A 12103-nucleotide genomic window follows, 5' to 3' on the forward strand; every position below is an offset into this window, starting at 1 on the left:
GGATTACGATTCGTTGCAGGGCGCGGCTCATGTACGCGCGTCCGAATGATGTTCCTGTGGTGGCTGCGGCGCTTTCTATGCGGCGCGCGGCCGTTGATTGCTTTGCGTGTGTCTCAAGTCGAATAAACATGTCATTTTTCGGAATCGGTCTTCACGTCATCATTGCGCTGTTTTTTGCCGTGCACGTGGTGCGTACTCACCAGAATATGTATTGGCTGCTGTTGCTGTTTGCTTTTCCGTTGCTGGGCAGCCTCGTGTATCTGTTTGCGATTTATTTGCCGGGCCTGCGCGAATCGCGCGGTGGGCGGGCTGCGACGCGGGCGATTTCGCAACTGGTGGATCCCAACCGGGCGGTACGCGAGGCGCGGGTTAATTTCGATCGGGCGCCGACCGTCGAGCATCGGATGCGCCTGGGTGCGGCATTGCTGGAAGCGGGGCAACCCAAAGAGGCGCTCGAACATTATCAGGCGGCTGCGAATGGGCCTTTTGCGACTGACCCGGCCTTGTTGCTGGGGATGGCCAAGGCGGAGTTTGCCGTCGGGCAGTTTGGTGCGGCGGATGCGAGCTTGCAGCGGCTTTTTTCCGCTAATCCGCAGGCGCGGCAGCAGCCTGAGCCGGCTTTGCTGTATGCGCGAACGCTCGCGGCGCTTGATGCCCCTGGAACGCGGGCGGCGTTTGAGCAGGCGCTTGCCTGTGCCAGTGATGCCGCGCCGCGGTGTTTGTTTGCCGACTGGCTTGCGAGGCAAGCGGATGAGGCGGATGTTCTGCGGGCTCGCAGTCTTTATGCGGAGATCGCACAGGATGCCAGGCATTGGCCTCGGCATGCCAGAGAGCATAATCGGGAATGGGTTTTAAGGGCGCAAGCGGGGCTGGCTGGAGGGCCTTCCCGGCGGTGAAGGAAGGTTTGGCTTTTTGGTTTGTTGGCCTTCCTCGCTGGCTTGGTGGTTTGCCGGGTCTGCCTGGTTATCGCCGTGCAGGGCGGCCCTTGCTTTCTTTGCCGCCGCGAAGAAAGCAAGCAAGGCAAGCAACCAAAGAAAGCGGGCTCGCCCCCTTGTTATACCGCTCGTACCAGCGGTTTTGCCGGTTCTGCCAGGCGGATGTCTACCGGGCCGATGCCGCAGATTGCTATCGTCACCGGTTCCGCTTCGCCCTTCGGTACGCCGTCGTAATGCCATGTCCGCGCAATACGGCGCACGAAGGTTCCCGCCTTCACCGGGACCGTGTGCGCGGGATCGAAGTCGGCGCCGCTATTGATCCACCAGGTGCCCGATAACACCACGCACAGGCGGTCCGAGGCGTAGCTGTGCGGCGCGCTCATGTAGCCGGGAAACCAGCGCAACAGCGCGTAGTAAATGCCCGGTTTCGAGGGGTTGCTGTACAGGAACGCGCTCTCCACACTCTTCGGCGGTGCGCCGTCCTGCGCGACGAACTTGATGTCCTCCGGCAGCGTGTAAAGCGTCTGGTTGGTGTCGATGGGACTTGCCTCTGCGTTTCCCATCGCCAGCATCGATGCCATTCCGCCCAGCATCGCGAGCATGTCGCGTCGGTTGATGCCGTCTCCCGTCATTGAGACTCTCCTTGTCGTTTCGCCGCGGTGTCCAGGCGTGCCGCGCAGGCCGCGTCTTTCTCGCGGTGGCGTGAAGCACACTATAGATCAAGTGTTTTCAATGACGCGGCGAGGCGGGCAAGTATTGGCGAGCAAGCGTCGTTCCCGTGGGCCGACCGAAAGTTTGCGCTTAGGAGTTCGGGTACAGCGTGTCGCGCGGGATGAAGATGCGCGGGTCGAAAGGCGTCAACTGGACGCTCGCGCCCGCCGGCGTCAGGCGCACGTTGCAGGTCTGATCGACCTGCTTGCCGTTGCTATAGACAAACGCGCCGGGGCCGCCGGCGCATTGGGACGTATGTTCGAGCAGGCGCATTTCGCGTCCGTTCGACATGTCTCGCGTGATGTCGAACCCGTCGGCATACGCGACTGTGACGCCGACAAGGGCGGCGATTCCGACTACGACTTTCGCAATCTTCATGATGTGAGCCTCCGGGTTCGGACGCGCGGCGCGTTGGCTTCGACAGGCGAGAGCGCGAGCCGCGACGGATTCTATCTATAGTAGATTATGCGGCTTTCAAAATGATGGCGCCGGGCGCGGCCCATTGGCCGGACCTCGTTTAACGAAGCGACGCCGGCAGGTGCCAGGCCCGAGGGCGCAGACGCAGCCCATGCTTCGAGAGGATGCGCGGCAAGCCAACCGGCCCGACCGTATGCAGCGCTCCGACCACGATGAGTCGCCGCTCCTTGTCGCCGGCCATTTTGGTGATAGCGGGCACCCAATTCATGTTGCGCTGGTCGATCAATTTTTCGAACATGACCGGCCAGCGCCGACGGCGTTCGGTCAAGGCGGTGTCGAAGGGCACGGTGTTGCCGTGCATCCACGCGCGGACTCTTGAAGACAAGCCCGAAAAATCCAGGTCGCCGTTCACAAAATACTCCAGCATGGACGCCTGCTCGGCCATTGGCGACGACGTCAATGCGCCGGTCTGGGCGTCGACGGTCTCAAGCGCGCCACGGCGCTTGGCCTCGCGGACCGCGCCGTCCCACAGAACCCGGTCCAGGCCTCGTTCGACGACATAGCCTTTTTTCGCCGCATGATTCAGGTGAAGAATCAGAGCCGCCGCGCCGGGTGTGAAGCGGGACAGATTGTCCAAGGGGAGCCCGAGTCGCAACCAGTGCGAAAAAGCCTTCGCATAGGTGGCGTCGCTCACGCAGTCCTTGAGCGTCGTGCCATTCGGCAGCAGCAATGATGCGGAGTCGGCTGGCGCCGACAAGTCCGCTTCGAAGACGATGTGATGGGAGATCCTGAATGCCTCTGCCACCGTGGTCGGCAATCGATGCGGATCCAGGTTGGCGAAGTGAATCGAACCGAGAATATGTGTCTCGGAGCCTTCAATCTTCCAGAGCATGCGGAAATCTCTATAGGTGTTGCGAACAGGATGAGGCTTTTGCTGCTTTCCGGCGCGTTCGGGTGCGGGGCGGCGGTGCTGTGGTTTGCGCCGGTGGGCGATGCTGTGGAGCGTTGTCAGTATAGCGTTGTGGGGCGGGGGTTTTGGGGTGGGGCGGGGCGATGGGCTCGCGTCGAACCGCAAGCGCCATTGAGCGGCTTCAAAAGCAGTCATTGACCGGGCACGATCGCCGAAGCCGTATCTCTGTACGGCCAAGATTTGGCGAATGTATGGTTTCGCACACTTTCATAACATCTTCCAGCATATGCTTTTAGCATTGGGCCGAACTGTGATTTCTTCTCGACAGCTGATCCATGAACGCGTAGCGAGCAGCGTGTGCAGATTTCAAATCATGCGCCTCGCTGCGGAGCTTCCTGCAATCTGAGTCTTCGATCTGGCTAAAATCATGAAAAGCGTCAATCGATTTGTTCTTCTCGATGGGTTGCGAGGGCTGGCAGCGATAATCGTACTTATTTTTCATCTGGTTCAGCAGCACACCTTAAATGCGCTTCCCTATACGATCCTGGCGGTAGATTTTTTCTACGCGTTAAGTGGATTCGTTGTCGCATATGCCTATGAGCGTAAAATTCTATCCGGTCAGATGCAAACGGGGGAGTTCATCGTAGTAAGAATCAGGCGCCTTTATCCCCTCGTATTCTTGAGCACTTCAATTGGGATATTTATGGCGTTGCTGGCCGTTATATTTAAAAATAATATTACGATGTTGCAACTTCTCAAGGTAAGTGCGCTTGGCCTCCTGGTTCTTCCGTCATTTGTATTTCCGCAGTGGCAAACGGCTTACCCTCTGAACATGGCAAGCTGGTCCCTCACCTTTGAGGCTTTTGTGAACCTGGTGTACGTTTCTATCGTCCGGAAGCTAACTAACACCGTCCTTATCTTGGTTTTGGTATTAAGCTGGCTCGCGCTGTTCTTTCTGGTTGCTTATGCGGGTGGTATCACTGGAGGGTTTAACCAGAAAGGATGGTCGTTAGGATTTATTAGGGTGATGTTCCCGTTTTTTGCCGGTGTGGCGATGTATAGATTCAGGCCCGAATCCAAAGAAAATGCGGTGGCGGGAATTATTTTGATCTTGGCATTTCTTTTAATTCTTCTGGCAAACTGGTCGAACTATAAGGTTTGCAGTTTAATATATGTTTCGATTGTTTTTCCCGCAATAGTGTATATAGGTTCTGGAATAACCATATCTAGCGGAATTGAGGTGTTTCTGCGGCAAATCGGTCTCATTTCTTACCCGGTGTATATAATGCAGGGGCCGATACTTCGGATCGGTGAGGAAATCATGAGGCACATTAGCTCAAATGCGATGGGGTGGCTTTTTTCGATATTTGAATTCTGTGTGGTTGTACTGGTTTCGTGGATTGCATTGAAATTTTTTGATGAACCTGTACAGCGGATATTTCGCGGACAGAAGCGGCTTCCTGCAGGAGATTTTATCCGGAGTTCTTGAGACTGCCGATACTAATGTTCCTCCGTGGTCGCGGGGGGCGGCCGCCGAACACCGCGCTGTTGTTCAGCACATCAACTGCGCGGACTGGATATGTGGAATAGTTGCGACGCGTCTCAGACTCCGATCGGCGGCGTGAAGGGCAACGCGACCGCGGCTCGCTGAAAGTATCGGAATACTTGATCAAGTCCAGATAACGCGCGCAAGCGCCGACCATTCCGCAACGATTCGGTACCGGGGGAAACTGACGATGAGGATGAGCAGCGCAAAGACATCGCTGGCGAACGGCTTGGCATCTTCGTTCAGGCACACATGCTCAACCTCCCTATCCTTTGTGTTGCTCATCCTCGCCGCTTCCGTTCTTTACGGATGCGCGTCCGACGACACGCCCGCAGCGGCCCGTCAGTGCCCGATAACCGTCGAGGCGCAACTGCCTATTCGCGAGGTGGGCCGTCGATTCGTCACCACTGTCAGCATCAACGGTCACCCGATGTCGATGCTGATCGACACAGGCACCAGCATGAGCACCTTGACCCCACATGCTGCCGAGATGCTTCGGTTACCTTACGATCAAAAACGCATTGGTATCGTGAACGGAATCGGCGGCAGGCTTGAACCGCAGCACCTCATGATTGCCAGCCTGATTCAGCTTGGCACGCAAAACTGGGCAGACGTGCACCTGGTTACGGCAAATGTTTTCGGTCCAGACGACCTCGATCCAGACGCGCCGTCAGGCTCGATCGGCGCCGATCTTCTATCACGGTATAACGTGATGCTGGATTTTCCGAATCAGACGATGACTTTGTACAGCCTCTGCGACGGCCCGTTCGCGCCCGCGACGGGCGTGGTGCAGACGCTCGAACTGGAGCAACCTTCGACCAATTCGCTGCGCGCGTTGCTCATGATTCCGGTGCGGCTGAATGGTCATCCGGTTCACGCCTTGATCGACACGGGCTCCTCTCGCACCTCGGCGACGCGTGATGCGGCGATCAGTTCTGGCGTCGACGGAGCCACTCTCGAGCAGGAGCGGGCCGCGACGATTGGCGGTGCGAAGGGTGTTCGCGTCAATGGACACGTCCACGTGTTTGAAACGATCCAGATTGGAAGCGCGACTTATCCACGTGGACCGGTGCTCGTGCAGGACGCGTCCACCCCTGGAGTGGACATGCTGCTCGGTATGGATTTTCTCAAATCGCGGAAGGTGTGGATTTCGTATGCGACGCGCACGGTGTCGCTCGAGGGTCGCACCGCGCCGCGTATAAGTGTTTCTCGTGATGGCTTGCCGACGCGAAAATTATTCACGTTGCCCGCTGCCCCGTCGCCGTCGGCCACGAGTCGGTAATCGGATCAACGATCGCTCGCCGACTCGATGCCGCGCAGCATGAGATCGATTCCGGCGAGAAAATCGACGCGGTCGTCGTGAGCGCGTAGCTGTGCGGCGACGCTGCGGGTGAACGGGTAGTCGTTCGGATCGAGCTGGGACCATCCGGCCGACACTTCGTCCAGAAAGTTGGATCTATCGAGACCTTGCTGCAGGGCGAAATGCGTGTTCGCCGCGTTCTGGCCGCCGACGCCCAGGATGTAGCTCAGCAGCGCGGACACCGTTGTCCATTGTTTATCGTCCGGCACGCCAAGCGTGCGCAGTTGCTGCCCCAGCCGTTCGAGAACCCGCACCATCGGCAACTGGCCGGGAGCACGCGTCAGCGCCGAGCCAACCCACGGATGCGCGTCGATGGCGTCGAACATGGCCAAAGCGAATGCCCGGATGGCGGCTTGCGGCGTCGTATCGTCGACGGGCGCGTTCATTGCGCGAGCCACGATGGAGTCGCACGCCGCCGTCAGCAGATCGCTCTTGCTGGCGATGTGCCAGTAGATCGCGCCCGCACCGGTGGCGAGCCGCTCGGATAGCGCGCGGAACGTGAGCCCTCTCTCCCCGCTATTGTCCAACAGTTCGATCGCCGCCTCGATGATTCGATCCGGCGAAAGCGAGTCCTCCCGCCGTTGCGCGCTACGTGCTTTTTTAACCATGTCTCTTAACCATGTCTCAGCTTGACACTTATGGAACGTTGTTCCAATATTACTATGGAACGGCGTTCCATAAATTCGTCCGGCGATTGTTTGTGACGGTGATCGCGACGACTTTCGACTAACAGGGAATCAGCATGAGCACTTCAGTTGCGATCATCGGTGCGGGGCTCGGTGGGTTGACACTTGCCCGGGTTCTGCACGTCCACGGCATTGCCGCGACGGTCTACGAAGCGGAGGTTTCGGCAAATGCGCGGGCGCAGGGCGGCATGCTCGATATCCACGAAAACAACGGGCAACTCGCGCTCAAGGCGGCGGGACTCTTCGATCAATTCCTCGCCATCATCCACGCTGGCGGTCAGGCGACGCGAGTGCTCGACAAGCACGGCCGCGTCCTGTTCGAACAGCCCGACGACGCGACAGGCGGTCGACCCGAAGTGCCTCGGGGAGCGCTTCGCCGGATTCTCCTCGACTCGCTTCCTGCCGATACGGTCCGCTGGGGACACAAAGTCACGGAGGTCGTATCGCTTGGCAACGGACAACACCTGGTGAGCTTTGCTAACGGCGCAAGCGTGACGACCGGCCTCCTCGTAGGCGCTGACGGCGCCTGGTCGAAAGTGCGTCCGCTGCTTTCCGGGGCGAAGCCGGTGTATGTCGGCACGTCGTTCATCGAGACCTATCTCTTCGATAGCGATACCCGTCATCAGGCGAGCGCGGCAGCGGTGGGCGGTGGCGCGCTATTCGCGCTCGCCCCGGGCAAAGGTATCGCCGCGCACCGTGAACCCAATGGCGTGCTGCATACCTACGTGGAATTGAACAAGCCAAAGGAATGGATCGAGAGTATCGACTTCTCCGACCCGGCTACTGCCTTGGCCCGCGTCGCGACGGAATTCGACGGCTGGGCTCCGGAGTTGATAGCGCTCATCACCGACGGCGAAACTCCGCCGGTGCCTCGTCCTATTTATGCACTGCCGGTCGAGCATCGATGGACTCGCGTGCCGGGGGTGACCCTGCTCGGCGACGCGGCGCATCTGATGTCGCCGTCTGGCGAAGGGGCCAACCTGGCCATGTTCGACGGCGCCGAACTTGGGAAGGCCATCGCCGGGAGCCTGCATGACGTCGAAGCCGCCCTTACCGTCTACGAAAAGGACCTCTTTCTGCGTAGCGCCTCGGAAGCTGCGGAGTCCGAACGGATCCTCGACATCTGTCTTGGCCCTGACGCGCCCGACAGCCTGGTTGAGTTCTTTACCCAGCACTGAGCCCGTCAAGTCGCGGCCGTACAAAAGGAATGGCTGCGTTCGACGCTAAAAGCGCTTGTTGCATGACCGGCAGTTAGCGAGCCGCTCACCCGGCGCCGGTGCGCAATATCCTGCTCATGTCCGGATGAGGCGCGCGCGCATCGCCGCCATACTGCCGGATGTCCTGCGGCGCGAGGCCGTAGGCGCGCCGAAAGGCCCGGGTGAAATCCGACGCGCTTCTGAAGCCATGCGCATAGGCGATGTCTTGCACCGGCACGCCGGGCCACGTGACAAGCTCGGCGGCGGCGGCGCGCAGGCGCGTGTGGCGGATATAGGTGGCGAGGCCTCCTTCGTGTTGAAAGAGGCGGTAGACCGTGGGTCGCGAGAGGCCTAGCGACGCCATGACGCCATCGGGCGAAAGATCGTCGGCGTGCAGATTCGTCTGCACGTAGCGGCGCGCCTGGTCGAACGCCATGGCGCGGCCGAGCGCCGCTTTGCTGCCCGCCAGCCCCGCCTGCTCGCCAAATGCATCCGCGATCAGCAGCACGATCTCGCGCAGGATCCGGTGGGCCTCCTGAGGCGCCATATAGCGGATTTGAGCCGCGAACGACATGACGCGGCCGGTCAGATAACGCACCGCCGGCAAGTGTGGCGAGAGGACACGTCCATGCAATGCCGAGGGGTCCGGAAACACGTCATGCAGCAATGCGCCAGGCAGAAAAATCGTGACATGCCGGCAGGGCGCGCGTTTGAACTGCACCGGCTGGTCGAGATCGACGGCGAAGATGCCCCCCTCCAGCGCCGTACCCGTGCGTTTGCCCGGATAGATGAGCTCGCTGCCGGCCGTGGCGTCGAAGAACACATGGAAGACGATGCTGCGCGCGTTGTCCCGGGAAATCCGCGCGATGGTCCGGTCTTGCACGATACGGTCGGTGTAGCAGTCGGCGAAGAGGAATTCACCCACAGCGTAGCGGTCGAGCCAGCCTAGAAACGGTCGCGTGTGCCCCTCGCGTTTGGTCAGGAGGTCGACCACGCCGATCATGCGATCGCACCACGTCAGGAGTTGCTGATGAGCGGGCAGCGCGTAGACATCGAAATGCTGGTGCGCGATTTCGAGCTTCCGGGTCGCGTCGAGCGTGACGGGCAGGTCCTGAAAGTGCGTCTTGATGGCGGACATTGCGGGAATGGGGCGGCGGCCGGAAGGGATGGCCGCGATCGATGAGTTAGTCAGGATTGTACTGATTTCTTTCTCGCGCGATCGGGCCCGTCAGACGCGAATTTGCACATCACCCACGCCGCCTCATTGAAATGCATTCGACGCCGAGATCTCACCGATCCAGTCGACAAACGCCTTGATCGCCGCGGTCGCATTCCGGCCGAGCGGATAGACAATGGAAATCGGCACCGGCGAGCATCGCACGTCAGCGAGAACCTCCTTCAGGCGCCCGGTTTGAAGGTAAGGAAAGGCCGCGAACCGCGAGATCTGGATGAGCCCCAGCCCTTCCAGTCCACATTGCAAATAGGCTTCGGTTTCGTTGACGGAAAAACGGCCTGGCAGCGCCATGGTGAGATTTTCGCCGTCGACTCTGAAGCGCCAGTCAAGCGGGCGGCCGGTCGCATTCGACAGGTAGTTGACGACGCGATGCGCAGCGAGCGCGCTCACGGAATCCGGCTCGCCATGCTCCCTGAGATAACCCGGCGACGCGCACGTCAACCAGCTCAGTTGTCCAAGCCGGCGCGCGACCAGCGTCGAGTCCGTCAATTCGCCGGTGCGGATGACGCAATCGATGCCGTCGTAAATCAGGTCGGCGGGCCGATCGCTAAGACCGAGCACCAGTTCGATATCCGGAAAGCGTTGTTCGAATTCGCGCAGCCTCGGCAAGACGATCGCGCGAGCGATCACGCCCGGCATGTCGGCGCGCACGCGCCCGCGCGGGGTCGTTGCGTCGAACGAGAGTCCGATCTCCGCTTTGGCGATGTCGGACAGAATCGCCTGGCACGACGCGAAGTAACGCGCGCCGGCCTCGGTCAGGCTCAGCGTGCGCGTGCTTCGTCTGAGCAGCGGGGTGCCCAGATGAGTTTCCAGATTCTTGATCACGGTCGTCACCGACGAGCGTGGCATCGACAGTGTCTCTGCCGCCTTGCTGAAGCTCTGTGCCTCGACGACGCGCACGAATGTCGTCATTGCCTGAAGTTTGTCCATGAATGGTCGCCATGATGCGGTTGCCTGCGATTCGACGCGGCAAGCCTGAAGGACAACTATCTTACGTCGCGAGCTGCCGTTCACGCTAAATGAGGCCTTTGCAGCCTTTGCGCCCTCGGAACAAAGCCGGCCGATTCGGACCGGATGCTTTCTGTATTCCGGCATGTCGAACAATGCGGCGCCTTGCCGACCCTACACTCCAGAACATTCGACGGCCCGGCTCTGTCGTCAGCACAAACCGTGTGCTCGCAGCCCGGCCGCGAACTCCGCTTCCATCGAAACTGGCTTATTCAAAGAGGTAAGGCATATGTCGCATGACAATCGTATTCTCGTTCTCGGCGCCGGCGAACTCGGCATGGCTATGCTGCGCAATCTCGTGCGCCGGGCCGCGCCTGCGTCTCGCTCCGTGGCGGCGCTGCTGCGACCGTCGACGATCGATTCCACGGACCCGACCAAACAGAAGGACGTCGCGGAATTGCACGCGTTGGGTGTTGAACTGGTGCCGGGCGACCTCGCGGACCAATCGGCCGATGCGCTCGCCGCAATCTTCCGGCGATTCGATACCGTCATTTCCTGCACGGGGTTTGTCGGCGGCCCTGGCGTACAGCTCAAGATCGCACGAGCGGCGCTGGATGCCGGAGTCGCACGGTATTTTCCGTGGCAATTTGGCGTCGACTATGACGTGATCGGCAGAGGAAGCGCGCAGGATCTGTTCGACGAACAGCTTGACGTGCGCGATCTGCTGCGCGCGCAAGAACGCACGGAGTGGGTCATCGTATCGACGGGCATGTTTACGAGCTTTCTGTTCGAGCCAGCCTTTGGCGTGGTGGATCTGGCCCGCAACAGGGTGAATGCCCTGGGCAGCTGGGACAACGCGGTCACGGTGACCACCGCCGAGGACATCGGCGCCCTGACGACAGAGATCGTGTTCGCGGAGCCGCGAATCGTCAACCAGGTGGTGTACATCGCAGGCGACACGGTGACCTACGGTCAACTGGCGGACACGGTCGATCAATTGATGGGCCTGCAAGTTCTTCGCGCCGAGTGGAGCGTGCCTGAATTGACGCGGCAACTGGAGCAGGAGCCAGACGATTCCTTGCGCAAATACCGGGTGGTATTTGCGCAAGGCCGCGGTGTTGCGTGGGATAAGCACCGCACGTTCAATGCGCAGAAAGGCATCGCGGTCCGCGGGCTCGAAGAGTGGATCAGACATAGTGGCTTGATCGGCGAGGCTGTCTCAACGCGGCAAGCTGGGTGACGAAACCCAGGCAGCAGCCGTCATGTCTCCATCCCTCATTCGGGTGATAGCAGAGGGTAGGGCACTCATTCAACATAGCAAGAGCATTCCACCGACCTGGCCGGTGCGGCGTCGAGTGACCGACGCCGCGCCGATGCTCTACAAGGTTGATCGTTCACATCGTGAACTGGGTACCTCAAGGAACAGACATGAGCAAAAAAGTCGCCGAAATTATTGTGGAGACGCTTGTCTCGGCCGGCGTAAAACATTGCTACGGAATCGTGGGCGATACGCTGAATCTCATCGCTCACCACATTAACGAGAGCGATATCGAGTGGGTTCATGTGCGCCACGAGGAGGCGGGCGCGTTCGCCGCCGAAGGGGAGGCCATGATAACCGGCAATCTGACCGCCGTCGCCGGAAGCTGCGGCCCCGGCAGCCTGCACTTCATCAATGGCCTCGTGGACGCCAACCGCAATCGGGCTCCGGTGATCCTGATCGCTACCCAGGTGGCCAGCGAGGAACTCGGTTTCAACTTTCCGCAGGAAGTGGACTTCAAGGCGATCTACGGATCGTGCAGCGTGTTCTGCGACATGATCATCACGCCCGAGCAGGCGCGCCGCAAGACCGTCATGGCGTGCCAGACGGCGATTGCCAAGGGCGGCGTGGCCGTGCTGATCGTGCCGGTGGACATTGCCCACGCGAGTGCGAGCGACGCGGTTCCTTACTCGATTCACACCAGCGTGCCTGTGGTCCGGCCCAGCGACGCGGACCTCGATCGCGCCGCCGAAATCCTCAATTCGGGCGAGAAGGTTGAGAGGTGGCCCCGGAAATCTGGACAGTCGGTTAGGTGGAATCGCTGGGTTCTGAGATAGGCATAATGCCTACAAAGGAAACCAGACGATGACGAAGAGAACCCGGCGCACGCACTCAGCGGCGTT

Annotated in this window: 12 protein-coding genes; 6 read left to right on the forward strand and 6 right to left on the reverse strand. The window is 60.1% G+C overall.

Translation table 11 applies throughout. The features are described 5' to 3' along the window. Window positions 1-128: 128 nt before the first annotated feature. Entirely contained in the window at window positions 129-896 is a 768-nt protein-coding gene (locus FQ755_RS37010; protein ID WP_144163197.1) for a tetratricopeptide repeat protein, read from the forward strand. A gap of 158 nt (window positions 897-1054) precedes the next feature. Here the strand turns inward: FQ755_RS37010 and FQ755_RS37015 are convergent, their stop codons facing one another. From FQ755_RS37015 to FQ755_RS37025, 3 genes are all read right to left on the reverse strand, one after another. Beyond that, window positions 1055-1567: a cupin domain-containing protein gene (locus tag FQ755_RS37015; protein WP_144163167.1), complete on the reverse strand. Its 513-nt coding sequence runs from the start codon at window positions 1565-1567 to the stop codon at window positions 1055-1057. Between the two features lie 169 nt (window positions 1568-1736). Continuing rightward, window positions 1737-2024, reverse strand: a complete 288-nt coding sequence (locus FQ755_RS37760) for a hypothetical protein (RefSeq protein ID WP_186308763.1) — start codon at window positions 2022-2024, stop codon at window positions 1737-1739. A gap of 139 nt (window positions 2025-2163) precedes the next feature. Then, complete coding sequence (locus FQ755_RS37025; protein WP_144163171.1) at window positions 2164-3168, reverse strand: TraB/GumN family protein; 1005 nt, start codon at window positions 3166-3168, stop codon at window positions 2164-2166. Between the two features lie 232 nt (window positions 3169-3400). On the opposite strand from FQ755_RS37025, the gene FQ755_RS37030 reads away from it, so the two are divergent. Both FQ755_RS37030 and FQ755_RS37035 read left to right on the forward strand, forming a co-directional pair. Further along, a complete protein-coding gene (locus FQ755_RS37030) occupies window positions 3401-4462 on the forward strand; it encodes an acyltransferase family protein (protein WP_144163173.1) in 1062 nt (353 codons plus the stop codon). Window positions 4463-4715: 253 nt separating this feature from the next. Next, window positions 4716-5801, forward strand: coding sequence for an aspartyl protease family protein (locus FQ755_RS37035; protein WP_186308764.1), 1086 nt, complete (start codon window positions 4716-4718; stop codon window positions 5799-5801). A gap of 5 nt (window positions 5802-5806) precedes the next feature. On the opposite strand, the gene FQ755_RS37040 is transcribed toward FQ755_RS37035, so the two are convergent. Further along, entirely contained in the window at window positions 5807-6487 is a 681-nt protein-coding gene (locus tag FQ755_RS37040; RefSeq protein WP_144163177.1) for a TetR/AcrR family transcriptional regulator, read from the reverse strand. Window positions 6488-6621: 134 nt separating this feature from the next. Between FQ755_RS37040 and FQ755_RS37045 the strand changes: the two genes are divergently transcribed. Beyond that, the gene (locus tag FQ755_RS37045) at window positions 6622-7743 is read left to right on the forward strand and encodes an FAD-dependent oxidoreductase (RefSeq protein ID WP_144163179.1); all 1122 of its coding nucleotides are present in this window, start codon (window positions 6622-6624) and stop codon (window positions 7741-7743) included. Window positions 7744-7828: 85 nt separating this feature from the next. Here FQ755_RS37045 and FQ755_RS37050 read toward each other — a convergent pair whose 3' ends face one another. Further along, complete coding sequence (locus FQ755_RS37050; RefSeq protein ID WP_144163181.1) at window positions 7829-8899, reverse strand: AraC family transcriptional regulator; 1071 nt, start codon at window positions 8897-8899, stop codon at window positions 7829-7831. Between the two features lie 123 nt (window positions 8900-9022). Further along, on the reverse strand, window positions 9023-9925 hold the full coding sequence (locus FQ755_RS37055; protein WP_144163183.1) for a LysR family transcriptional regulator: 903 nt from the start codon (window positions 9923-9925) through the stop codon (window positions 9023-9025). Window positions 9926-10232: 307 nt separating this feature from the next. Here FQ755_RS37055 and FQ755_RS37060 point away from each other — a divergent pair, with 307 nt between their 5' ends. Both FQ755_RS37060 and FQ755_RS37065 read left to right on the forward strand, forming a co-directional pair. Beyond that, the gene (locus FQ755_RS37060; protein WP_144163199.1) at window positions 10233-11183 is read left to right on the forward strand and encodes an aromatic alcohol reductase; all 951 of its coding nucleotides are present in this window, start codon (window positions 10233-10235) and stop codon (window positions 11181-11183) included. 188 nt (window positions 11184-11371) lie between these two features. Next, on the forward strand, window positions 11372-12037 hold the full coding sequence (locus FQ755_RS37065) for a thiamine pyrophosphate-binding protein (protein WP_144163185.1): 666 nt from the start codon (window positions 11372-11374) through the stop codon (window positions 12035-12037). Window positions 12038-12103: the final 66 nt, after the last annotated feature.

It is taken from the genome of Paraburkholderia sp. BCC1885 (genome assembly GCF_900996235.1).
Classification (GTDB): domain Bacteria; phylum Pseudomonadota; class Gammaproteobacteria; order Burkholderiales; family Burkholderiaceae; genus Paraburkholderia.

Bases quoted from the DNA above. Each gene is read 5' to 3' on its own strand.
- FQ755_RS37035 (WP_186308764.1), top strand. From the start codon at position 4,716: ATGAGCAGCGCAAAGACATCGCTGGCGAACGGCTTGGCATCTTCGTTC.
- FQ755_RS37030 (WP_144163173.1), top strand. From the start codon at position 3,401: ATGAAAAGCGTCAATCGATTTGTTCTTCTCGATGGGTTGCGAGGGCTG.
- FQ755_RS37015 (WP_144163167.1), bottom strand. From the start codon at position 1,567: ATGACGGGAGACGGCATCAACCGACGCGACATGCTCGCGATGCTGGGC.
- FQ755_RS37760 (WP_186308763.1), bottom strand. From the start codon at position 2,024: ATGAAGATTGCGAAAGTCGTAGTCGGAATCGCCGCCCTTGTCGGCGTC.
- FQ755_RS37040 (WP_144163177.1), bottom strand. From the start codon at position 6,487: ATGGTTAAAAAAGCACGTAGCGCGCAACGGCGGGAGGACTCGCTTTCG.
- FQ755_RS37045 (WP_144163179.1), top strand. From the start codon at position 6,622: ATGAGCACTTCAGTTGCGATCATCGGTGCGGGGCTCGGTGGGTTGACA.
- FQ755_RS37065 (WP_144163185.1), top strand. From the start codon at position 11,372: ATGAGCAAAAAAGTCGCCGAAATTATTGTGGAGACGCTTGTCTCGGCC.
- FQ755_RS37060 (WP_144163199.1), top strand. From the start codon at position 10,233: ATGTCGCATGACAATCGTATTCTCGTTCTCGGCGCCGGCGAACTCGGC.
- FQ755_RS37010 (WP_144163197.1), top strand. From the start codon at position 129: ATGTCATTTTTCGGAATCGGTCTTCACGTCATCATTGCGCTGTTTTTT.
- FQ755_RS37050 (WP_144163181.1), bottom strand. From the start codon at position 8,899: ATGTCCGCCATCAAGACGCACTTTCAGGACCTGCCCGTCACGCTCGAC.
- FQ755_RS37055 (WP_144163183.1), bottom strand. From the start codon at position 9,925: ATGGACAAACTTCAGGCAATGACGACATTCGTGCGCGTCGTCGAGGCA.
- FQ755_RS37025 (WP_144163171.1), bottom strand. From the start codon at position 3,168: ATGACTGCTTTTGAAGCCGCTCAATGGCGCTTGCGGTTCGACGCGAGC.